Source organism: Massilia eurypsychrophila (assembly GCF_002760655.1).
Classification (GTDB): Bacteria; Pseudomonadota; Gammaproteobacteria; order Burkholderiales; family Burkholderiaceae_D; genus JAFCUW01.
Genome location: NZ_PDOC01000003.1, coordinates 179,947 through 202,019 on the forward strand (window position 1 = coordinate 179,947; position 22,073 = coordinate 202,019).

Genomic DNA, 22,073 nt, shown 5'->3' on the forward strand with positions numbered 1-22,073 from the left:
TGGCCGCGGCGCCCGGATTGGGCGCTTACTGGATCGTCAGCTGCCTGGCTGCGCTGGCCTGCTTCTTCGGCAAGGTCAGCCTCAGCAGGCCGTCTTCGAGCCTGGCTTCGGCGCCGGCGTCGTCGACCTCGGTGGGCAGAACGAAGCTGCGCACGAACCTGCGGGTGATGCGCTCGCGGTGGACAACGCTTTCGCCTTCACGCTGTTCGCCTCTCTGTCCGGCCGCGGCCTCGATGGTCACGCGCGGGCCGTCGACCGAGACCTTGACGTCTTCTTTCTTGACGCCGGGCAGTTCAGCCTCGACGCGGAATGCGTTATCGTCTTCGGCGACGTTGACGCGCGGGCTGGTCTGGCCTTGCTCCGGAAAGCGCCCGGCCGCGGCAGCCTGCGCCACCGGCGCGATGAAGTCCTCGAACATGCTTTCGACCATCCGGCCGAGCTGGTCCTCGATGGAGCTGGGACGATAGCGGGCCAGCGGCGAACCTGTCCTTCTGGTGAGATTCATGGCAACCCCCTCGATATCAAGTGTTGATGGGCGTGACACGACGCGCCGCGCCCGCACTGTCGTTATATGACAGGCGAGCGGGGTTTTCAAGAGGCGCGGGGAGTGCTGCGGCGGCGTCAGCCGAGGTTTTCACGGTGGAAGCGCAGGTGGTCCTCCATGAAGGTGGAGATGAAATAATAGCCGTGGTCGTAGCCGGCGTGGCGGCGCAATTCGAGCCGCTGGCCGGCCAGGGCGCAGGCGCTTTCAAACACCTCGGGTCGCAGCTGGGTGGCGAGGAACTTGTCGCCGAGGCCCTGGTCGATCAGGATGCCTTGCGGGAAGGGCGCCTGCATCATGCGCATCAGCTCGCTTGCGTCGTAGCGGCTCCATGCTTCCGGATCGACGCCGAGATATCCAGCGAACGCTTTTTCGCCCCACGGGCACAGCGTGGGGGCGGCGATCGGCGCGAAGGCCGAGACCGAGCGGAACAGGTCCGGGTTGCGCAGCGCCAGCACCAGCGCGCCGTGGCCGCCCATCGAGTGGCCGAAAATGCCGATGCGCTCGGCGTCGACCGGCAGGGTGCGCAGCACCAGCGCGTGCAGCTCGAGGATGTAACTGTACATGCGGTAATGCTGGCGCCACGGTTCGGTGGTGGCGTCGACGTAGAAGCCGGCGCCCGCGCCGAAGTCCCAGGCGTCCGTTTCCCCGGCCACGCCGGCGTCGCGCGGGCTGGTGTCGGGCGCGATCAGGATCATGCCTTCGCGCGCGGCGTAGCGCTGGGCGCCGCCCTTGGTCGGGAAGGTTTCTTCGTTGCAGGTCAGGCCGGCGAGGTAGAACATGGCCGGCAGCAGGGCGCCTGGCGCCACCCGCGGCAAGAATACCGAGAAGCGCATCGGCAGGCCGATGGCGGTCGAATCGTGGCGATAAAAGCGTTGCACCCCGCCAAAGCAGGCGTGTTCGCTGATGAGTTCTGGCATACGGCATTTCCGGATCGTGGTCGAGTGCGAAGTATGCCTTGCCGGCGCGATCTTTGCCAACCCGCCGCTAAGCGCGCCCGGGCACAGCGAGCTGGCGGGCAACGGCGGCGCGGATGGCGTCGAAGTCGTCGGCGGTGTCTTGCAGTTCGGCCGCCAGCACGGTGTAGCGGGCGCGCATTGCCAGTTCGGCCGGCGTCTGCTGGCCCGGCAGGCGCGGCGCCATCGACGCGAACGTGAAGATGTTGATGGCGTAGTCGCGCGTGGCCAGGCCCCAGGTGCCGATCCGTACGCCCGCGTACAGCAACTTGCTGTCCATCAGCGCGCAGCCGCCGGCGGCACAGGCGAAATAAAACATCGTGTCGGCGTCGTCGCGCAGCACGCCGGGCATCTGGACGGCGAAGTCATGGACGATGGCGGCGCGCCGGTATTTGCCGGTGTACGGGCTGCCGACGGAGCTCCAGAGGGTGCGCGGAATGCTGGCGCCGTTGGTAATGCCGCCCTTCGGCGCATCCCAGCGCCGCCCTTGCGGGTCGGTGTACCAGAACGCTTCGAGCATGCGCATGTTGCTGTCGTCGACCTCGTTAGATAACCATTCGGTCTTGGGATTTCCGGAAAAGCTGCCATACAGCATGGTGAGTCACCTCCCTGGCGCCAGTACAGCACGGCTGGGAGGAAGGCACGATGGGCTGGCGCAAAGGCCGGTGTGTCAGACCAGTTGCAGTGCGCCAAGCACGGCGCCGACGCCGAGCAGCCACAGCAGGTGGATCTTCGTGCGCCAGATGACCAGGCCGCTGGCCACCGCCAGCAGCCACAGCGGCCAGTCGTGGCCGGCATCGCGGCCGGCGGCGCCAAGGATGAAGCTGGTCGACAGCAGCAGCGCGATGACGATCGGCGCCATGCCCTGCTTGAACGCACGCACCGCGCGCAACTCGCGGTTGCGGTGGCCCCACTGCGCCGCGACATAGGTCAGCACCGTCGACGGAATCATGATGCCGAGCATGGTCACGGCCACGCCGAGCAGGGCGGCGGTCATGCTGCCGGCATTCAGGCCGACGTGCCAGCCCATCAGCGCGACGAACAGCACGTTGGGGCCGGGCGCGGCCTGCGCCAGCGCGATCGACTCGTTGAACTGGGCCTGGGTCAGCCACTGGTGCTGCTCGACGAGGAAGCGGTGCATTTCCGGCGTGGTGGAGATGGCGCCGCCGACCGACATCAGCGACAGCATCAGGTAGTGGCCGAACAGATTCGCCCAGTCGGCCCAGCTGAGCACCAGGTGCAGCGGCGCGTTCATGGCTTGAGCCTGCGATAGGTCAGCACACAGCTGACGCCGCCCAGGCCGAACAGCACGTAGATGAGGGGCACTTGCAGCAGCGCCACCAGCACGAAGCCGGTGGCGGCGATGGCCGCGCCCCATGCCAGCGGCATGGGATTGCGCGCCAGAGCGCCGGTGAGCTTGAGGCCGGCGGCGCCGATCAGCCCGGCCGAGACGGCCGCCATGCCGCGCAGTGCGCCGGCGACGTGCGGATCGGACGCGACCTGGGCATGCAGCAAGGCCAGCAGCAGGATCAGCACCAGCGGCACCGCCAGCATGCCGGCCAGCGCCGCCATGGCGCCGGCCAGGCCGAAGTAGCGTCCGCCGATCATCATCGACAGGTTGACCACGTTGGGCCCCGGCATGACCTGTGCTACGGCCCAGTCCTCGATGAATTCGTCCGGCGTCAGCCAGCCCTTGCGCTCGACCAGTTCGCGCTGGACGACGGCGAGCACGCCGCCGAAGCCCTGCAGCGCAAGCCATGTGAAGGAAACGAACAGGTCGGTCAGCGACAGCGGCGCGGGCCGCGGAGGAGAAGGCGCGGGGATCATACGTTCATTATCGCGTGCGTGCGCAGTGCTGTCCATGCCGGTCAGAATCCACTTTGCCGTGGTGGACGTCGCGTACGGCGCCTGCTTTCGGATGGTGTTAGTGTGCACCTCAGGGGCTGATGAGGTCGCTAAAATAAAATGCAAACTCGATGGGAATGTGACATTGACTTTACAATTTATTGTTGGATACTCGGTAGGCAATCCGCGCCCCCGTTTTTACAACTGAAGGAACCGCGATGACTCAAGTCCCCAATCCGATGGCAGGCAATCTTGCCTTGGATGAAACAACTTATGAGCGGCGCGACGTACGTAGTCGCGATATCGTTGACCATGCCATTTCCGTGCAGGAAACGCACAACACCATGTCAGCGCTGGAATACATGAAGTCCCATGATGTTGCCGCAGAGGTCATCGAGCGCGTGCTGCTCGGTCCGGACCGCCGCCGCGCCATCGAAGCGTATTAAGCGCGTTTTTTACGGCGCCGCGCGCGCCCGGCATCATGTGAAAATGATATCGAATTCGGTCCTGTTCAGAACGTCAGGCAGGCGCGGTTATACACAAAAAAGTCCCGCAAGAATTGTCGAGATATTTTTTCGCGTTTTCTCCATTGACTTTGTAAGTCATTGATTTTAATCAGACTATTAAGTGCCTTCCGAACGGGCATTTTGTTGAAACCCGCATCGTTACAGGCTTGCGCGATGTCAAGGGCGGCTTATCCACAAAGTTATGCACAACTGCTGTGGATATCTGAAAAAGTGCTTTAGAAACGGCCACTTACGTGAATCGGCATGGATTGACGGGCGATTGCGGCGGGAACCGGCTGGCGTTTGTGGCGGCGATTTTCTAAAAATACCCGGAATATGCTTGCGCCAGACAACTGGACGGATGTACAGTGGTATTCCTTTCCAGTTTGAATGCTTGCCATGTCCGTCGTCGCTGTGCCTGTCGCTCCCGATGACCCGTACGCCAGCCTGAACCGCGAGCAGCGGGCGGCCGTCGAGCACGATATCGGCGCCCAGGAAGGCGTGTCGCGGCCGTTGCTGGTCATCGCCGGCGCCGGTTCCGGCAAGACCAGCACGCTGGCGCACCGGGTTGCCCGGCTGATCCAGAGCGGCGCCGATCCGCAGCGCATCTTGCTGCTGACGTTTTCCCGGCGCGCCGCCAGCGAAATGACGCATCGCGCCGGCAGCGTGCTGCACCGCGTGCTCGGTTTGCGCGGCAGCCAGGCGCCGACCAGCCTGCCGTGGGCCGGCACCTTCCACAGCATCGGCGCGCGCCTGCTGCGCCAGTATGCCGGCCGCATCGGGCTGGAAGAATCGTTCACCATCCATGACCGCGGCGATTCGGAAGACCTGATGGGAATGGTGCGCCATGACATCGGCCTGACGCAGACGCAGAAACGTTTCCCGCTGAAGGGCACTTGCCTGTCGATCTATTCGCGCGTGGTCAACAGCCGCGACCCGCTGCCGCTGGTGTTGCAGAGCACTTTCCCTTGGTGTAACGAATGGGAAGAGGAATTGAAGACGCTGTTCGGCGCCTACGTCGACGCCAAGCAGGAACAGAACGTGCTCGACTACGACGACCTGCTGCTGTTCTGGTCGGAGATGGCGGCCGATCCGGAGCTTGGCGTCGAACTGGGTGAGCTGTTCGACCACGTGCTGGTCGACGAGTACCAGGATACCAACCGGCTGCAGGCGGCGATCATCACCGGCATGAAGCCCGACGGGCGCGGCGTGATGGTGGTCGGCGACGATGCCCAGTCGATCTATTCGTTTCGCGGCGCCACCGTGCGCAACATCCTCGACTTTCCGAAACAGTTTTCGCAGCCGGCGCAGATGATCACGCTGGACCGCAACTACCGGTCGACGCAGCCTATCCTGGATGCATCGAACGCCGTCATCGATGCGGCGCTGGAGCGGCACGCCAAGAACCTGTGGACCGACAAGGTGTCGACCGCGCTGCCGCAACTGGTGCTGATTCCCGATGAGGCCGAGCAGGCGCGCTGGGTGTGCAACCGTATCCTCGAGCATCGCGAGGCCGGTATCGCGCTGACGGCGCAGGCGGTGTTGTTTCGGGCCGCCAGCCACAGTGCCGCGCTCGAGCTCGAACTCATCCGACGCAATATTCCATTCGTTAAATTTGGCGGCCTGAAGTTTCTGGAGGCGTCGCACATCAAGGACGTGCTGGCGGTGCTGCGCTTTGCGCAAAATCCGAGCGGGCGCCTGGCCGGCTTCCGCGTGGCGCAACTGATTCCCGGCATCGGCCCGGCGAACGCCGCCAAGTTGCTCGACGCGGTCGGCGAAGCGGCCGAGCCGGTGCTGGCGGTGGAGCAGTTTGTCGCGCCGACCAAAAGCAGCGGCGACTGGCAGGAATTTGTCGACCTGTTCCGCGCGCTGCGCACGCCAGGGCTGCGCTGGCCGGCCGACATCGAGCTGGTCAAGAACTGGTACATGCCGCATCTTGAGCGCATGCACGACGACGCGCAGGTGCGTGCGGCCGATGTCGAGCAACTCGCCGCACTTGCCGGCGGCTACGGCACGCGCGAAAACTTCCTCGCCGAAATCACGCTCGATCCGCCGGAAGCGACCAGCGACCGCGCCGGACCGCCGTTGCTCGACGAGGATTACGTGATCCTGTCGACCATTCATTCGTCGAAGGGGCAGGAGTGGAAATCGGTGCACGTACTCAACGTGGTCGATGGTTGCATCCCGTCCGACATGAGCACTGGCAACGCCGATGACATCGAGGAGGAACGACGCCTGTTGTATGTGGCTATGACGCGTGCCAAGGAGCATTTGCACCTGGTGGTGCCGAACCGCTTCTTCATCAAGCAGCAGGCGCAGATGGGCGATCGTCATGTGTACGCCGCGCGCAGCCGCTTCATCAGTCCAGCGATGCTGAAGCATTTCGAGGAGTGCGTGTGGATCACCGCGGATACGCAAAAAAGCCGCAAGCCGATGCCCGACAGCGTGCGCATGCTGGTGCGCGATCGCGCCCGCAAGGCGTGGAAGTAGGGCGGATCAGGCTGGCGGCAGGGGAGTGGCGACGGCAATGTAGTGCTGCGGGGCGCCTTGCGAATTGTTGATGGCCAGCACCGAGCAGTGCAGGCGGCTGGGGCCGGCGGGCAGCGTGGTATCGACGCCGCCGGTCCAGGAACCGTCGCGCGCCAGGGTTTCGCGGATATCGTTGACGATCGTTTCCGGAAATGGCTGGCGATGGACCGCATGCAAGTCGCGGCCGCGCAGTTGCTCAGGGGCGAGGCCGGTGAGCTGGCAGAACAGCGGGTTAGCGTCGAGTATGCGGCCGCTGAGATCGAGCGTGAGCACCATCGCGTGGTGGTCGACCGCGGCCTGGACTTGGCGGGCCCGGTCGAGTTCGGCCAGCGCGTCATCGCGGGCCTGAGCGGCCGCCGCAAGGGTTGCGTAGGCGCGCAGCGAAGCGATAACGGTGGTGAACAATTTGCGCGTCGTGAGATCGGTTTTGCTCCAGAAATCGCTGACGTCGTAATCGACGATGATGCTGTGCTCGAGTGCCTGGCCAGGCTGGCCGGTGCGCAAGACGATACGGACGAGGTCGTTGTGCAAGGTTTCGCGTACCTGGCGCGCGAAGCGCAGGCCAGCGTCGGGCGTTTCCATCATGACGTCGAGCAGGATCAGGGCGACGTCGGGGGTATCACGAAGCTTGGCCAGCGCTTCCTTTGCCGAGTAGGCGTGGAAAAAGCTGAGGCGGCGACCAAGAAAGTTGGTGGTGCTGAGTGCGAATTTGGTGACGACGTGCACATCGACATCATCGTCGACGATCAGGATGCGCCAAGGCGCCGGCTCTGCCGCGTTGACGCCGGCCGACGACGCTTCCTCATCATTGAGGAACATGTCCGGCTCATCTTCATCGACATGATCGGTTGCTCGCATCTGCCAACACTAAGTCAGTGCGGGCGCTTTGTCAAAGCAATTCCCGGTGCATGAAACAGGCTGCTGAGCTGCAATTTTCGGCGACTTATCCCCTGTTGTAGGAATTTGTAGGAATATGCCGCATAAGATGTGGATTGGGAAAACGTTGACGAACGCAAGTCGTTGATTTTGTTGGTTATTAATTTTGCCTTCAGAACGGGCATTTTGTTGAAAACCATGTGAATACGGGGCTTCCGGGACGTCGGAAGTGCCTTATCCACAACGTTATCCACAGTTCGTGTGGATATCCAGAAAAGCTGAATAAAATCCGTGGGTTAGCGGTCGCCGGACTACGCGCGTCCAACTGGCATAGAGGATCGCATTGTGCCTTTATGGCACTTTTCGTTTCCACTGCGTAAATTCCGTGTCAAAATAGCTTGCATCAATTTTCATCACATTTGTCACGATATGAGTAAGTTTGATTGATCGCGACACGTCGCCCGGCAAATTCTACGTCGTTTCGTAGCGGTGCGACTGCTTTGTATTGCCATCTCGAATTGCCTCTCGCATCCACTTGCATCCTGCAAGTCCATAGTAGAAGGTACCTATAGATTCCCATGTTCCCGTGCCTTTTTTCCGCGATATAATTGATCGTCCATCAGGGCTACGGCTGACGATAATAATTTCATTTTTGCCGTCCCCTGTCACATCAAGAAGGAAAGCGTCGCAACGCTCTCCAACATAGACGAGGCAAAGGGGAGCGTCGCCTTTCTCCCAATGTCGAGATGGAATCTGAAGAAAGGACTCGGGCAATTTTGTCGACTTTGGCCATACGGTGAGATTTGCCGCAATGTCTGCGGGCGGCGTCGGCATGAAAGTGAGAACTCCGCGCGCTTTGCTCGTCAGCGCTTCCGCGACTTTGTCATGTAATGGCTTTTCCGTTTGTTCGCTTGACCGGGCTTGCAACTCTTCGAGTACTTCTATGTCGTATCTGGCGGATTCATTTTTTAGATAGTCGACATCGACGTGCTCGATAGTGACCTGGCGTGCGTTGAACCGCGCAAGCTGATGCCGCGCAGCGAGCCTGGCGGGATCCAGTGCCGGTGATAGGGCGAGTATGCTAAGGGCTAGAATGACCAACGCGGTGACGATGTTCACTCGGGGGATGGAGGGTAGCCAGCTGCCACGCTGGAGAGCTGCGCGAGCGTAGCCCAGCGAGTAGCAGGCTGCAATGAACAGGCAGTACGCGACGACTAATCTTCGTACCGTCCAGCCGTGTTGTTCGACACGCATGTAAAGTGCGCAGACGGCCAGAGCTGTTACAGGAACGAGCAGAAGCGAGGCAATGCGCGCGCTGACCTTGATGATCTTTGCGGTGCGCTCGGCGGCGGCCCCGTCCTGGAAGGCGGAGTTAATCAAAACTATCAGCACGGCTGAGGCGAGCAGGAGCATTCGGGCCGCGTTCTGCGTTGACCATAACGCATCCATCCCTATCAATGGCAGGCCGAGAAGGAAGGCGCAAACCATCAACGTCGCCAGAGGGAGGAGCCAGGAGAACAGCATTAGAAACACGGTGCGAGCGCCTTTCACCAACGAAGGGCGCTGGTCGGTGACATGCATTCCGATCGCAAAAGCGAGGGAGAAGATGGTAATGTGCTCTGGCAGCTCCGTCACGAACTCGGCGAACCAGTCGACCGAAACGACTTCAAGAAGCTTGGCTCCAAAATATACGACGAGCCATGCGGCAAAGACGAAAAGAAAGCTGAGAACCAGCTGACAAATCAGTTTCCACGATTGTTCGAAATAGCGTGGGTACGACGCGATCCCACGTCTATCAGTTGCCGCAGCCATACGCAGCGATTGGGCTATAAACAGGCCGGCGGCCATGACCCAGACCATCGCCGTTGACGGCGATGGGGCCAACACTTCGCGTTTCTTTAACATGGCGGTGGCCGCCAGGCTGGGGTAATCGCGCCAAACATCATGTACGGCCAACCCCGCGATGACGGCTGCGCACAGCAGTGCCCATACCGCTGTTGCGGGTGGCTTCATCTGGCCAAGGCTCGAAGCCACGATGGGCGGTACGAAAAACAAGACCAAGGTAAGCGGGCCGGCGACGAATGGCGTGGTCACCGGCCACGCATTACTTGACCATGCGCGGTACATGAGTAGCAAGCACAGCGCTTGCAGCAAAGCGATAGCCATGCGCACGGACCCGAGACGGAAGCGGGCGGCTCCGGGTTCCCGTGGCGCCCCCACAATGCTGGAAGAAACGAAGATGTTCACGCGGTTTCTTTCGTGTAGAGAGCTATGTTTGCGTTGGATCCCATTGCCAAATAGTTTTGCCGTATTCCGAATCAAAATTTGGGGCCCGTTCACCCTGCGTGAGGTGTCTGCGCGGGTTTGCGTGTGCAGGGGTGAAGTAGAATCCAGAGGTTCGACAGATTTCGCCACCTAGCACTTTTTCTAGCATCATGGGTTCGGCATTCATTTCATCCGGCGTAGCGTCGTCAAATTCACCTTCCATCATTTCAACGAAATACCAGTTACATGGGCGGTCCACGAATGCTTCGTCTGCGATAGCCAGGGCCGCAAAATCGCGATGTTCCTCGCCTAACATGTAGACGGTCGGTTCGAATAATTTGGCCCACTTGCTTTTGGTGGCAAATTCGAACATTTTCTCTTCATCGATCCAGAGATCTTTTCGTCCTATTTTTCTAAGCGCATCGAGTCCAATTTCGCTAAACGTTTTGGACGGACGTAGCTTGCCGCCACCATTTCCTACCCATGCGAATTGCAGTGATGCATTTGAGTCGTCTTGTGAGACATAAACGCCTGTCCGACCGGGCGTTTTTCCGCTTTCGCCAGTCACGTCCGTTCTTATACGAAAGCGTGGAAGTCTCGGGTGCTCCAACACGAATTTGGTATAGGCGTGGTGAAACCCGAAATCAGACCAACGACTGTCATAGTAGTCATCAAGCGTTTGGTCGAGCATGATTGCATAGTCGCTGATTTCCCTCACGATTCTCTCAAAAGCGGCTTCTTCTTCAACGGTGGCCCACTGTGTTGAATATTCCGCAATGGCGCGAAAGCAGTCATTTGTGCCAGACTTTTCGTAGCGCTCCAGCGCTCGACCAGACATATCCTTAACGAGCGATGCTTGGAAGTCTTTCAAAAATGGCCAGGCGTTATTTGACCAATTTGCCACAGTGTTGCGAGTTCCCCAACGCGGATCTACTAAGACTGAATCGCGGCCCTGCTGTTTAGCAGCAGACAGCAAGGGGTCGATAAAGCCGTTCACCAAGTTTGACACCATCCCGTGGAGGCCCTTGAGATAATCTAGTGACGCGAAGTGGTACAGCATGGCTGCTTGTTTTTGCTGCCACGTAGTTAGCTTGGGCTGGTGCAGATTCGATACTGAAATGTTCATCTCGCCGCTCCGTTGGTAAGTTGGCCTGGCAAAGCCGGAAGTCCAATTTTCCCCGAAAATCCGGCGCCTTCAAAATCGGTGTATCCCCACCCGGTTTCAAATGGTCCCGATATGCTTGGGTGGTTTATTTTTTCGCGGATCGCCAAGTGTTTTTCAAAGAATAACGTTTTCTGTTGGCTGTTCATGCTAGCTGTGAGAACATCGACCTCTGCTTGTGTTATAGACTTGCCCAACGATTCTTTTTTGGCATTTTTGTTAAAGTAAGCAACTGTGTCGGCGCGAGCATCTCCTTTGGGAAGATTAAATACAATTTGCTCCCAGCCTCCTTCAAGATCGTGTTCAGGCAGTCCCTGTTTTGTTTGGCTAGCAGCCATCCCTGCCCAAGTATTCAGCGTCTCGCCTGCTTTGACATCATAGGTAACAAACTGTCCATTGGCATTCCAGTCTGGCCAGACCCCGAGGTGCCGCCGCCACGCCTCCTTCGGGTCAGGAGCGCTCTGTAGCTTCCGAAAGATTTCTTCCGAGATCCAACAATCGCTCATGCCTCGACTGCTTGGTGAGATGATCCGGTAGAGTCGGGCAGGTCCGTGAATCGCGTTCGCCCTCAAGGTGTGAAATGACGCGATACTCTGATTGTTCAAAGTTGGAAATTGATCGGCCGGTTTTCTAGTGTTTCCTTTCGCGTCTCGAAGGGATGACATTCGATCAACTAACTGTCTGGCATTTGCCGCCTCAACGGGACGATGAAAGCGGTCACCCGCTGAGGATAAGTAGCCAGGTTTTCGCTTGCGCATGAGGGCAATTGCATGGGATTCCGGAATTACACCGCGATAGTGAATGTTGGCCGTATCTACAATTGCATGTTGCTTCGTCAATATTTGAAGCTCTAGTTTTGCTATTACAGCATCGACACGCCGTTGGGTTGGTTGGAGCGCAGCGCCAATGTGTTTGTCTGCCACCTGTCGTACGCTTTTGACTTGCTCTATCGCCGCCTTGGCCTTCGCGCTTATGAAGGGAATAGCATTGACGCGGCTCGAGAGGGTATCGAGCACCTTGATTGCTCGATCGAATGCCGCCATCACGGTTGCTGTATCGATCTTCCCACGCAGCGACTTCAGCTCATCTGCCAGCCATTGGAAAACTTCGTCGACTTGTTTAGACTTCAGGAAAACTTGTACATCTCTCCTCCTAAGGAAAGTGATCACCCAAGTCATCGCGGCATTCAATGCATTCTCAACCGCTAGGCCGCCCTCGCGGCGCATGAAGGCGAAGAAGATTTTTAAGACGCCTTTCGCAAGTGATCCCAGGCTCGGAAACAGACCGATTAAAGTTAGGAGCAACGAGACCCAAGCCCATGAGTCCGCAGGTGCTTTGCCGATCTTTTTGCAGTCAGCAATAAGATCCCTTATGTCGCAAACCTGATCGATGAGCGGAATCATCGATATGCCTGCGTCCACCATAATTTGTCCTGTGGTGCGGTTCTCATTGAAGTCGCCTTCAACAGCCTCCCAGAACCATATAAAGGGATTCGAGCTCGCCTCATGTTTAGGCTCAGGCTCGTTCGTTGCCCACGCGAGGGCATCCCGCAATTGTGTTGTTTGGACGACTTCAGCCATTCGGATCAGCCTCGAGAAGGGTCTTAACGCAGTACAAAATGGGTTAGGTGTTTGCTATTTTTTCAAGCGCTGAGGCGGGATCTTCTTTGACCGGCTTTCTTGGCTTGTAGAGAATTTTTTTGACAGGTTTGTTGAGAACGTTGTCATGGCGCGCCTTGCCGCTGGAGTCGAGAGTGCCGGTGAGCACGCCGCCTTTTTCCATATGAATCTCGTAGTCCGCTCCCCCGACTCCCTCGCCAGTTTCTGGATCGAGGTAGTGCAGTGCGATCCAATGAGATTCGGTTTGCTTTTCGCTCGGAAGATTTGCGAGGTTTGCTCCTTTGCGACCGCCGCGATCAAACAAATGCTCACCGCCCTTGACCGTGAAGTTCCCCGGGCATGCGAAGGTGATGCTGCCGCCCTCGAGAGTGATGGCCGACTGGCCAGCCTGGATTACGATCTTTTCCTTGGCGCGGATCTCGATAGAATCGTTGACCGAGATGACCGTGATGGCCTTGTCGGCGAGGATCTCGAGTTGGTCGGTGTGCGATTGCAGCGACAGCGCGCCATTGCCGGCGAAGGCCTGGATGCCGCCGGAGTGCGTGAAGAAGGATGTTGCGCCTCCTGCGACGGACGCGACCGTATGGCCGGCGGTGTATTGCGTGTCCGACTGGGTTGTCCAGTGGACGTGCTGGCCGGCGTACAACACGGTCGATGCCGGCGTTGCCCAATTGATGGTGCTGGCCGAATCCATGAGGATCAGCGGGGCGCCGAACTTTTCCACCGGCTTGGACGAATCGAGGTCCCTGCTGCCCGGCTTCGCTTTGAAGGCGCCGTCGTGCTTCCCTTTTTGCTGCGGATCGAGCAAGTCGATGAACTTTTTCTGAGCCTCCAGGCCATCTTTGCTGGTCAGCGCATTTTGCTGAACCGCGGCATCCGCCAGCGCCTTGCTCAGCTCGGATGCGCCTTTCATCGCCGAGACGGCTTCGGCCGCATCAAGCTGGGTCGAGCCGGCGCCACCGCCGTTTCCGCTGCGCGCCGCCGTCGAGATCAGCACGCCTTCGCCGCCGCGCAACACACCCCATGCATCGGTGCGGAGTTCGAAGCCGCTGCCGCGGTAGTTGCCGCGCTGGGCGGAGCCGGCCGGCTGCTGGACCAGGTAGCCCAAATTCAGCTGGGTCGCCGCCGTGCTGGACGCCAGGCGCGTGCGCAGTTGCGACTGGGTATCGTCGATCTGCCACTGGTTGTAGCCGCCGCCATCGAAGTTGCTGGTGTGGATGCCAGACAGCACGCCGGCATGATTTGCGCTCGCATCGACACCGGCAGAGTAGGGCGGCTCGTCGTTGCCGGTGTACAGCTGCGACACGATGAGCGGCCGGTCGACATCGCCCTCGACGAAGTCGACCAGCACCTCGATGCCGATGCGGGGCGTGAACTGGGTGCCCCAGTTGGGCCCGGCCAGCGCTTCGGCCACGCGCACCCAGGCGCCGGAGGCATCGTTGCCGGGAGCATTGCCGCTTGGATCGGTGTTGTGCGCGGCGCCGCCAGCATTCGGGCTCGTCCCGCGCTGCCAGGCGAACTGTATCTTCACCTGATGGTCGCGACCGGTTGTCGCTACCGCACCCGGCAGTCCAACCACGAGCGCGGTCTGCGAACCCATCGCGATGCTGCGGCGCGCCCTGATTGCGGCGGGCACGATAGCGGCGGCCTCGCGCACGCAGCCGAAACTGTTGCGATAGATGCCATTTTCAAGCTGATGTTGCGTGGCGCGCGCCAGCGCCGGGTCGAAATTGTTGCGCGCTTCGTGAACTACCCAGAGCACGGTATAACGTTCATCGCCGTAGCGCTCATGCTGGGTCAGCTGGAACGCGTGTCCGGCGGCCATCTGGCGCACGGCGCCGGCGCCTTCGAATTGCTTGTTGTCGAGCTCGTGCGATCGCAGCACCAGTTCGCTATGTGCCTGCGCGGCCATGCCATCGGCGTGGCGCCGCTCGCCGCTGCCGTCGTGCATCGCCAGCACCGGCAATTCGTCCGCATCGAGGCTGGAGGCACGCTCAGCGGCGTGGGCGATCAGCTCGTCGGGATGCCAACTGCTGCTCGTCACCGAATTGGACGCGATCCGGCGCACTGCGGCGAACTGGTCGATCGCATCTTGCGTGTCGGTCGCGCGCACGCCGTGGAAGCGCAAGTCGGGGTCGCCGGGCACGTCCGGAACAACTGCCTTGCTGTCGAAGATGACGAACTTGTGTTTGGCCTGCGAGGTCGAAGAGGTGTCCGACTGCTCATGCTCGAAACGCCAGCTGAGACCCTCGGACGCCAGCACGCGCCGCAGGAAATCGAAGTCGGTCTCGCGGTACTGCGTGCAAATCGGGCGCGGCGCGAGTTGTTGGCCGATGTCGCATTCCAGCCGAACCTGCGGGTAATCGGCCAGCAGCTCGATGGCGATTTCCTGCACGTTCTTGTCCTGGAAGATGTAGTTGTCGCTGCGTTCGCGCAACAGGTGCAGCGCCGGTTCAAGCCGCAGCCGGTAACGCGCCACGCCGCCGTCGGCGCCGACCCAGCCGGCGTCGGTGCAGATGCCGTGCCAGGCGCGGCGGCTGCCATCGGCCTGCAGCAGCTTGATGGTGATCTCTTCGCCGAGGAACTGCTCGAGCTCGAGGTCGGTCGATACGCTGAGCGCGTCGAGGTCGAAGCAAAACAGCTCGTTGACGGCTTCGCGGCCGGTAAAACGTTCGGCCATCAGCGATTCCGGCAGTGTCGAGTCTTGCGCGGTGGCCAGCGTGATCAGCCGGGCGTTCTGGCTCAGGCCGGTGCCAAAAAAGCCGAGTGCGGAGATGAGGGGCGCCGACATCAGGAAGCAACCGCCACCAGTTCGAGCTTCAGGTCGCGCATGCCGGATGGCACATAGACCGCGATCGACTGCGCCTGCAACATGCGTTCGTACATCGGCCCTTTGCTGTCGAGCGTGAAATAGCAGGTGTCGGGGCGCACCGGCACCGCGGCCGGTACTTGCGGGGCATGCTGCAGTCGCACGCCCGGCATGGCGGAGAGCACGAATTTATCCACATCGTCGGGCGCGCCTACCTTGAAGCGCAGCGGCACCACGTCGACCAGTTCGAGCGCCGGCATGTCGGCCGCGACCGCCAGGTAGAAGGCGGTGCGCTCGTCAATCTTGCCGGAGTCGAGCACGCCGTGGTGATACGACGGCCGCGTCTCGGTCAAGGTGATGGCGAAGTATTTCGACGAGATGACGGTATCGAGCAGCTCGCGGATGATCAGGTGCAGCTTGGCAAAAGAGGGTCCGGGATCGGCATGCTGGTAGGCCGGCAAGTCCGACAGTACATAGTTTTTGGAAAACGTCATCAGCGATCCGGCCAGGCCGAGCAGCTGCTGGTACAGCCGTTCAGGGTGAAAGGTCGGATGCTGGAAGTAGTGCGTCAGCGACGCGAACGCCGAGCTTGCCGTGTGCAGCAGCCAAAAGGTCGACATGTCGCCCGAGCGGTATTCGATGACGTTCTTGCTCGGCTCGCGATGGTGGCCATGCAAGGCGCTGACCTTTGCCTGCAGCGCGTCCATCAGGCGGCGCAGTTGCAAAAATAGCAGCGGCGCGCTGCGGATCGACAGGCTCGGCGGGATGAAGGTCGGATCGACCTCGAAGCCGCCGGTGGACACGCGGCGCAGCCGCACCAGCGGAAAGTTGACATAGGAGTCACGCGGTTCGTTTTCCGACACTAGCCGCAAGGTTTTCTTCAGGTACGTCAGCTCGGCCAGCGCCGCCTGGGTGTACAGGTCGGGCGTATCGCTGGTTCCCTGGGCGTAGCGGGCGCTGTTGTTGGTCTGGCCGGCCGGCGTGAAGTTGCCGCCGAAGTGCTTCATCGCCGGCAGGGCGGCGTGGAAGGTGACGGTCTGGCCAGGGCCGAGTTCGCTCAGGTCGACCGCTTCGGGCAGGCCGTCGTTTCCCGGCGCGTTGTAGATTTCGCCATCCGGGAACACCAGCGACAGCTCGAGCACGCGCAAGGTGTTGCTGGCGAGCGCTTCGCGGTCGAACTGGGCGTGGGCGACGCCCCAGGCGTAGGGGTGCAGCGCCTTGATGCTCTCGTGCAGCCGGTGCTCGTGGTACTGGTCTTGTTGCTGGAAATGTTGCGGCCGCAGGAACAGCCCTTCGCCCCACAAGACTTTGCTCGCAGTACTCATCATGATCCTTGGTTCGGGAGGGAGGAGGCGCGTCGGCGCCGCGTTGTGTGTTGATCTAAGAAACCATTTCACCGGGAAATTGCTTGCCTGCTTTTGTTCTCTATCAAACCAAACGAGTTCGGGAGGCAATAAATTCGACATCTGGCGCCGCTGCTGTGGGCGAAAAATGGAGCGGAAACCGTGGAAGAATTGCTGCCCTACTACGAACGTGAACTGGGCTTTTTGCGCCGCTACTCGCGCGAGTTTTCCGAGCGCTATCCGAAAATTGCCGGGCGCCTGCTGATCGCCGGCGAGGTGTGCGAGGATCCGCACATCGAGCGCATGATCGAGTCGTTTGCGCTGCTCAACGCGCGCGTGTCGAAGCGGCTCGACGATGACTACCCGCAATTTACCGAGGCGCTGTTCCAGGTGCTGTACCCGCACTACCTGCGGCCGTTCCCGTCGTGCTCGATCGCGCATTTCGACTGCAGCGGCGGCGCCGTGCAGCTGACCGCGGCCAGCGAAATCCCGCGCGGCACGGAAATGACGACGCGCCCGGTGCAGGGCACGGTCTGCATTTTTCGCACGGCGTCTCCCGTCACGGTCGCCCCGATCGAGCTCAACCGCGCAACGTTTTCGGCGATCCTGGAGGCGCCGGAGGCCGCGCAGGCGCCCGCCGGCGCCAGTTCCAGTCTCAGCCTGACGTTGCAGACCACCACCGACCAGGTGTCGCTGGCCCAGCTCGGCGTGGCGTCGTTGCGCGTGTTCATCGACGGCGAACCGTCGTTTTGCGCGGCAATGCGCGACGCGCTGTTCATGCGTGCTGTGAAAGCCTACGCCGAGGCCGATGGCAGCGGACGCTGGATCGCGCTGCCGGCGATTCCCGTCAAGCCCGCCGGCTTCGCCGAGGAAGACGCGCTGATCAGCTTTTCGGCCCGCTCGCACCCGGCCTACCGGCTGCTGACGGAATACTTCTGCTTTCCCGAAAAGTTCAACTTTTTCGATGTCGATCTGGCCGCCATCTGTGCCGCTCTCCCGGCTGGCACGCGCAAGGTGACCTTGCACCTGGCGCTGGCGGGGCTGCGGACCGACTCGAACACGGCGCGCATGCTCGGTACGCTGTCGGCCAACAACGTGCTGCTCGGCTGCACGCCGGTGATCAACCTGTTCAGCCAGCGCGGCGAGCCGATCCGGCTGACGCACACCTCGGAAAGTTACCCGGTACTGGCCGACGGGCGCCGCGCATTCGCCTACGAAATCCACTCGATCGACTCGGTGCGGCTGGTGCGGCAGACGCCGCAGGGCGAGTCGGTAGTCGAGTTCGGCCCGTTCTATTCCTTGCGGCACGGGCAGACGCCGGAGAAGAATGGTCACTACTGGGTCATGCGGCGCGACGACGTGCTGTCGGAAAAGAGTCCCGGCTTCGAAACCGCGATTTCCATCGTCGACATCGATTTCGACCCGGCCGAAGTGGAAACCGACACGCTCAGCATTGACCTGACGTGCACCAACCGCGACCTGCCGGCGTCGCTGACGTACGGCGTGCGCGGCGGCGACCTGTTCCTGCCGGGCGGCTCGCACATCCGCTCGGTCAGCTTCCTGCGCAAGCCGACCCCGACGTACCGCTTCCCGCGCGGACGCGGCGCCCACTGGCGGCTGATCTCGCACCTGTCGCTGAACCACCTGTCGCTGTCCGGTGGCGGGCTGGAGGCGTTTCGCGAAATGCTGACCTTGTACGATTTGCCGCACTCGCCCATCTCGCAGCGCCAGATCAGCGGCATCGACGCGATTGCCCACAAGTCGGCCAACGCCTGGCTGCCCGGCAATCCCTTCCCGTGCCTGGTGCGCGGCGTCGAGGTGCGGCTGACGATCGACGAGGAGGCCTTTGTCGGCAGCGGCATCCATGCATTCGCCCACATCGTCGAGCGGTTCCTCGGGCTGTACGTGCATGCCAACAGCTTCACCCAGCTGGTGGTCGTATCGAAGAAGAACGGGGAGGAACTGTTGCGATGCTCACCACGAAGCGGCGATTTGAACCTGGTGTAATCGAGCGGCTGTTTGCCGAGCCGCATCGCTTCGAATATTTCCAGGCGGTGCGGATGCTGGAGTTGTGGCTCAAGCGCCATGGCGTGCCGCACGAAGGCGCGGTGGCCAATTTCCTGCGCTTTCAGAATTCGGTCTCGCTCAATTTTCCGCCGAGCCAGATCGAAGCGGTGCAGCCCGAGCCGCGCGAGCTGCCGCGCGACGCCAAGTCCCTCGGCGAGGCGCTGCAGCGCGCCGAACTGAAATACATCCGCGTCACGCCGGCCTTCATGGGCATGCTCGGCATGTCCGGCACCTTGCCTGCGCACTACACCGAACGCATTGCCGCCCACCAGCTGTTCGACAAGGATGAAGGGCCACGTGCCTTTGTCGACACGTTTTCGAACCGGGCCCTGGCGCTGTTTTACGAAGCGTGGAAAAAATATCGGCTTGAACTGAAGTACCAGCTCGACGGCAAGGACCAGTTCCTGCCGCTGCTGCTGGCGCTCGCCGGCGTCGGCCACACGTCCTTGCAGCGGCGCATGGACGACGCCGATGGCGAAGGACTGCGCGACGAGTCGCTCGGCTACTTTTGCGGCTCTCTGCTGCACCGGCCGACGTCGGCCGGCTCGATCGCGCGCGTGATGGCCGAGTATTTCGGCGTGCCGGTCGTCATGGAGCAGTTCGTCGGCAACTGGTACGCGATGCCGCTGTCGCAGCAGAGCACGCTTGGCGGCGCCAACGCCGTGCTGGGCGCCGGCGCGGTGGTCGGCGCACGCGCGTGGCAGCGCGACCTGCGCCTGAGGCTGACGGTCGGGCCGCTCGCGCGCGCCGACTTCGTTGCCTTCCTGCCGGGCGGCAAGGCGGCGCGCGTGCTGGCCAAGATGCTGACGATGTTCACCGGCCTCACCCTGGAGTACGAAGTGGAACTGGTGCTGCGCGCCGCCGACGTGCACGGCGTGGAATTGCATTCTGAGCGCGAAGGCGGCCTGCTCGGCTGGGACACTTTCCTGGGCGACAGCGCCGGCGGCGCCGACCGCCGCGACGTGCGCTACGAGATCAACGCCATCTAGCTGAAAAAGCTGGGGTCAGGTCTGACATTCGGACATTTTCAAAAAGAAATGTCCGAATGTCAGACCTGACCCCAGCTTTTTTGAAGCGTCGATCAGGCGCGCCGGACCAGCAGGGCGCAGCGGTAGTGGCTGTCCGAATTGCTCAGGCACAGGACCTCGCCGCCATTGGCAAGCGCGTCGTGGCCGGCCAGCGCCAGTGCCGCCACCGGGCCGACCGCGCCGACGGTGCCGCAGCAGGCGCCCACGCTCATCATCTGCGTTGCCAGCTCCAGATGGGGCAGCAGGGCGCTGGCCACGCCCATCAGCTCGCCGACGCGGGTCGGACGCAGGTCGGCGTCGGCGCAAATGGCGGTGATCGCGGCGGGCTCGGTCATGCTGTCGTGCAGCGCATGACGGCTCAGGCCGCTGAGCATCTCGGTATTGATGTTTCCGGGAGCATCGGCCGACACGGGACGCTGGCCGTCACAGGCGCCTTGCAACGCGGCCATGCCATCAAGCTCGAGCAGCGGCGCCTGGACGGCGTCGGCCAGCAGCAAGCCGGCCGCGCCTTCGCCCGGCACCTGGCCGCGCGGCGTGCGCCCGGAGAACAGGATGCGCCGCTCGCTCCAGTCGCGCACGCTGTCCTCGCCGACATAGGAGTCGCACGCGACCAGCAACGTCAATCCGGTGGCGCGCACCAGGACGTTCACCAGCGAGAAGGCGGCCTCGTCGCTGGCAGCGAGCTGCAGGCGCTGCGCCGGCCAGCCTTGCTGCTCGACCAGGTGCAGGAACCAGTCGGCGGCGGCCTGGCGCTGGCGCAGTGGCCAGCCGGCCGGCAACACCGCGCGCAGTTGCAGCAGCGGCAAGCCGACGGCGGCGCGCTCGGACGGGCCGGCCGCCAGGTAGTCGGGCAGCAACGGATGCATCAGCGCGTGCTCGGTCAGTTCGGCCACCACCGCGCCGCCCAGCGACAAGGCGCGCCATTGCTCATCGCTAAAGCTCAGTTCGGCCATGCCGCGCAACGCCAGCCACGGCGTCATCACCTCGCGCGCGGAGGGATCGTCGGCCGACTCGATGCGCCCGCTCAGCACCGGATAGCCGGCGTCATCGGTGAGCTCGATGTCCAGCTCGCACGGCGCCGCGTTCGACAACAGCGACTCGGCCAGTTCCTCGAGCGACTCGCCGCCGCGCAGCCGGACCGCGCCGGCGGCGATCGCGGGCAGGGCGGCGCGTGGGGCGCCGGTGTCGGCGACCGCGGGCTGCGCAATGGGTGCCGCGGCCTTGCGGGACCGCATCGCGTTGTTGCCCAGCCACAGCGCCAGCAGGATAGCCACCGGCAATCCCAGCAGCAATTGGCCGATCGCCATGCCCGACGGCGTAGCGCCGGACGAGCGCCAGTAGAGCACCGATGCCGTCCAGCAGCTGGCGAAGACGGCAACGGCAAGCAGGCTGTTGCCTACCCACGACGGCGCGGAGCGCAAGGTTTTTTCCATGGCTAGATGAGGTCCTTGGTGGCTTGCTGGCTGGCGATCAACGTGGCGCCGCACGCGGTCAGGTCGCCGTGGCGGGCCACCGGCTTGCCGTCGACGATCAGGGTGGCGTCGCCGGCGGCGATCGGGTTGGTGCCGTGGCCCGGCAGCGGGCAGACGGTCTTGTCGCCCATGCGCGCGACGGCAATATCGCCCGAGGTCGTGGTCGGCGATGCTTCGATGACGGTACCGCCGTGGGACGTCTTGTCGCCTAAGCGAATGAATGCACCTGGCATGGCCGGCTCCGATGAAGTTTCCGACCTGGAATGGTCGAACATCGTCTATCGTAGCCGTCTCATCGTGCGCGGACTTGAAGATGAGCAATAACTTGATGCGGCGTCGCCGCTGTTAAATACGCGCTTTCAGGCGGTTCAGTTGTTCCAGGAAGCGGTCGCGCGCGAGCCCGGGCGGCCATGGCTCCCACGCCTGGCCGCCGTACACTTCGGTCAGCGGATCATGGTTCAGCGGCGGTACCGTGATCTTTAGTGTGTGCAACACCTCATGCGCGGACCATCCGACCACATGCACCGCTTCGCTCGCCGCGGCGAGCCGGTCGGCGCGCTTGTGGATGGCGTGCTCCTCGGGCGTCCAGGCCGGCAGGCCATAGCGCAAAAACACTGCCCGGTCGAGCCGGGTCGTCAGGTCGCGAAAGCCGTCGCCAAGGAAAGGCTTGAGCACCGAGATGCAGTCGAACCCGAGCAGGCCTTCCTCGGCGTCGTGCAGCAGCTCGCGCAGGTCGGCCAGCGGGCCCAGCGGCGTGGCCGAGGCGGCCCGGCGCAGCAGCATCACCGTGATCGAGTGTTGCGCCACCGACAGCGGCAGCGGCCACGCCGAGTGCCCGCCCCAGCGGTAGGTGCGCGCCAGCCCGAGCGCCAGATCCTCGTCTTCCCAGTCATCCGGGGTTGGATTGAGCAGGTCGAGCCGCTTGCCCGAAGGCATGCGCACCCAGGCACGGGTCTGGGCGGGGGAGCCGGGGGCGTTTGGCAGGCTGGTCATGGCGTAATTTTACACATTGCCGGGCCCGGCGCGATTGGCGGCGCGAATTGAGGCCGACCTTT

The 22,073-nt window shown here is 62.1% G+C and carries 18 protein-coding genes; 4 read left to right on the forward strand and 14 right to left on the reverse strand.

What is annotated here, in order from left to right; translation table 11 throughout:
* Positions 1–25 precede the first annotated feature (25 nt).
* The 5 genes from CR105_RS06525 to CR105_RS06545 all read right to left on the reverse strand — a co-directional run bounded on the left by CR105_RS06525 (position 26) and on the right by CR105_RS06545 (position 3,324).
* Positions 26–505, reverse strand: a complete 480-nt coding sequence (locus CR105_RS06525; protein ID WP_099787634.1) for an Hsp20/alpha crystallin family protein — start codon at positions 503–505, stop codon at positions 26–28.
* Between the two features lie 116 nt (positions 506–621).
* Complete coding sequence (gene fghA / locus CR105_RS06530) at positions 622–1,461, reverse strand: S-formylglutathione hydrolase (protein WP_099787635.1); 840 nt, start codon at positions 1,459–1,461, stop codon at positions 622–624.
* Between the two features lie 67 nt (positions 1,462–1,528).
* A complete protein-coding gene (locus CR105_RS06535) occupies positions 1,529–2,092 on the reverse strand; it encodes a DUF1353 domain-containing protein (RefSeq protein ID WP_099787636.1) in 564 nt (187 codons plus the stop codon).
* Positions 2,093–2,167: 75 nt separating this feature from the next.
* Positions 2,168–2,752: a chromate transporter gene (locus CR105_RS06540; protein ID WP_099787637.1), complete on the reverse strand. Its 585-nt coding sequence runs from the start codon at positions 2,750–2,752 to the stop codon at positions 2,168–2,170.
* The gene (locus CR105_RS06545; RefSeq protein WP_099787910.1) at positions 2,749–3,324 is read right to left on the reverse strand and encodes a chromate transporter; all 576 of its coding nucleotides are present in this window, start codon (positions 3,322–3,324) and stop codon (positions 2,749–2,751) included. Before CR105_RS06545 ends, CR105_RS06540 begins: the two co-directional genes overlap by 4 nt.
* 236 nt (positions 3,325–3,560) lie before the next feature.
* On the opposite strand from CR105_RS06545, the gene CR105_RS06550 reads away from it, so the two are divergent.
* Positions 3,561–3,788, forward strand: coding sequence for a hypothetical protein (locus CR105_RS06550; protein ID WP_229413683.1), 228 nt, complete (start codon positions 3,561–3,563; stop codon positions 3,786–3,788).
* A 459-nt stretch (positions 3,789–4,247) separates the two neighbouring features.
* Entirely contained in the window at positions 4,248–6,338 is a 2,091-nt protein-coding gene (locus CR105_RS06555; protein ID WP_099787638.1) for an ATP-dependent helicase, read from the forward strand.
* Positions 6,339–6,344: 6 nt separating this feature from the next.
* On the opposite strand, the gene CR105_RS06560 is transcribed toward CR105_RS06555, so the two are convergent.
* The 6 genes from CR105_RS06560 to tssK all read right to left on the reverse strand — a co-directional run bounded on the left by CR105_RS06560 (position 6,345) and on the right by tssK (position 16,433).
* The gene (locus CR105_RS06560; protein WP_099787639.1) at positions 6,345–7,196 is read right to left on the reverse strand and encodes a PAS domain-containing protein; all 852 of its coding nucleotides are present in this window, start codon (positions 7,194–7,196) and stop codon (positions 6,345–6,347) included.
* A gap of 528 nt (positions 7,197–7,724) precedes the next feature.
* Positions 7,725–9,500, reverse strand: a complete 1,776-nt coding sequence (locus tag CR105_RS06565; protein ID WP_131021645.1) for a DUF4153 domain-containing protein — start codon at positions 9,498–9,500, stop codon at positions 7,725–7,727.
* Positions 9,501–9,522: 22 nt separating this feature from the next.
* Positions 9,523–10,644, reverse strand: coding sequence for a hypothetical protein (locus CR105_RS06570; RefSeq protein WP_099787641.1), 1,122 nt, complete (start codon positions 10,642–10,644; stop codon positions 9,523–9,525).
* Positions 10,641–12,260 (reverse strand): hypothetical protein, encoded by a 1,620-nt coding sequence (locus tag CR105_RS06575; RefSeq protein WP_180288113.1) that lies wholly within the window; start codon positions 12,258–12,260, stop codon positions 10,641–10,643. Before CR105_RS06575 ends, CR105_RS06570 begins: the two co-directional genes overlap by 4 nt.
* Positions 12,261–12,303: 43 nt before the next feature.
* On the reverse strand, positions 12,304–15,090 hold the full coding sequence (locus tag CR105_RS06580; protein WP_099787642.1) for a type VI secretion system Vgr family protein: 2,787 nt from the start codon (positions 15,088–15,090) through the stop codon (positions 12,304–12,306).
* A complete protein-coding gene (gene tssK / locus CR105_RS06585) occupies positions 15,090–16,433 on the reverse strand; it encodes a type VI secretion system baseplate subunit TssK (RefSeq protein ID WP_099787912.1) in 1,344 nt (447 codons plus the stop codon). The genes CR105_RS06580 and tssK overlap by 1 nt, the downstream gene beginning before the upstream one ends.
* Positions 16,434–16,613: 180 nt before the next feature.
* Between tssK and tssF the strand changes: the two genes are divergently transcribed.
* Both tssF and tssG read left to right on the forward strand, forming a co-directional pair.
* The gene (gene tssF, locus CR105_RS06590; protein ID WP_099787643.1) at positions 16,614–18,458 is read left to right on the forward strand and encodes a type VI secretion system baseplate subunit TssF; all 1,845 of its coding nucleotides are present in this window, start codon (positions 16,614–16,616) and stop codon (positions 18,456–18,458) included.
* Complete coding sequence (gene tssG, locus CR105_RS06595) at positions 18,422–19,507, forward strand: type VI secretion system baseplate subunit TssG (RefSeq protein ID WP_099787913.1); 1,086 nt, start codon at positions 18,422–18,424, stop codon at positions 19,505–19,507. Before tssF ends, tssG begins: the two co-directional genes overlap by 37 nt.
* Before the next feature lie 92 nt (positions 19,508–19,599).
* Here the strand turns inward: tssG and CR105_RS06600 are convergent, their stop codons facing one another.
* The 3 genes from CR105_RS06600 to CR105_RS06610 form a co-directional block, all read right to left on the reverse strand.
* Entirely contained in the window at positions 19,600–20,979 is a 1,380-nt protein-coding gene (locus tag CR105_RS06600) for a hypothetical protein (protein ID WP_099787644.1), read from the reverse strand.
* Positions 20,980–20,981: 2 nt separating this feature from the next.
* The gene (locus tag CR105_RS06605) at positions 20,982–21,251 is read right to left on the reverse strand and encodes a PAAR domain-containing protein (RefSeq protein WP_099787645.1); all 270 of its coding nucleotides are present in this window, start codon (positions 21,249–21,251) and stop codon (positions 20,982–20,984) included.
* Between the two features lie 112 nt (positions 21,252–21,363).
* Positions 21,364–22,011 carry a phosphohydrolase gene (locus CR105_RS06610; RefSeq protein WP_229413685.1) on the reverse strand — a complete coding sequence of 216 codons (648 nt, stop codon included), beginning with the start codon at positions 22,009–22,011 and terminating at the stop codon, positions 21,364–21,366.
* Positions 22,012–22,073 lie beyond the last annotated feature (62 nt).

Excerpts from the sequence above, each read along its gene's own strand:
- CR105_RS06525 (WP_099787634.1), bottom strand. The coding sequence starts at position 505 with ATGAATCTCACCAGAAGGACAGGTTCGCCGCTGGCCCGCTATCGTCCC.
- fghA (WP_099787635.1), bottom strand. The coding sequence starts at position 1,461 with ATGCCAGAACTCATCAGCGAACACGCCTGCTTTGGCGGGGTGCAACGC.
- CR105_RS06535 (WP_099787636.1), bottom strand. The coding sequence starts at position 2,092 with ATGCTGTATGGCAGCTTTTCCGGAAATCCCAAGACCGAATGGTTATCT.
- CR105_RS06540 (WP_099787637.1), bottom strand. The coding sequence starts at position 2,752 with ATGAACGCGCCGCTGCACCTGGTGCTCAGCTGGGCCGACTGGGCGAAT.
- CR105_RS06545 (WP_099787910.1), bottom strand. The coding sequence starts at position 3,324 with ATGATCCCCGCGCCTTCTCCTCCGCGGCCCGCGCCGCTGTCGCTGACC.
- CR105_RS06550 (WP_229413683.1), top strand. The coding sequence starts at position 3,561 with ATGACTCAAGTCCCCAATCCGATGGCAGGCAATCTTGCCTTGGATGAA.
- CR105_RS06555 (WP_099787638.1), top strand. The coding sequence starts at position 4,248 with ATGTCCGTCGTCGCTGTGCCTGTCGCTCCCGATGACCCGTACGCCAGC.
- CR105_RS06560 (WP_099787639.1), bottom strand. The coding sequence starts at position 7,196 with ATGTTCCTCAATGATGAGGAAGCGTCGTCGGCCGGCGTCAACGCGGCA.
- CR105_RS06570 (WP_099787641.1), bottom strand. The coding sequence starts at position 10,644 with ATGAACATTTCAGTATCGAATCTGCACCAGCCCAAGCTAACTACGTGG.
- CR105_RS06575 (WP_180288113.1), bottom strand. The coding sequence starts at position 12,260 with ATGGCTGAAGTCGTCCAAACAACACAATTGCGGGATGCCCTCGCGTGG.
- CR105_RS06580 (WP_099787642.1), bottom strand. The coding sequence starts at position 15,090 with ATGTCGGCGCCCCTCATCTCCGCACTCGGCTTTTTTGGCACCGGCCTG.
- tssK (WP_099787912.1), bottom strand. The coding sequence starts at position 16,433 with ATGAGTACTGCGAGCAAAGTCTTGTGGGGCGAAGGGCTGTTCCTGCGG.
- tssG (WP_099787913.1), top strand. The coding sequence starts at position 18,422 with ATGCTCACCACGAAGCGGCGATTTGAACCTGGTGTAATCGAGCGGCTG.
- CR105_RS06600 (WP_099787644.1), bottom strand. The coding sequence starts at position 20,979 with ATGGAAAAAACCTTGCGCTCCGCGCCGTCGTGGGTAGGCAACAGCCTG.
- CR105_RS06605 (WP_099787645.1), bottom strand. The coding sequence starts at position 21,251 with ATGCCAGGTGCATTCATTCGCTTAGGCGACAAGACGTCCCACGGCGGT.
- CR105_RS06610 (WP_229413685.1), bottom strand. The coding sequence starts at position 22,011 with ATGACCAGCCTGCCAAACGCCCCCGGCTCCCCCGCCCAGACCCGTGCC.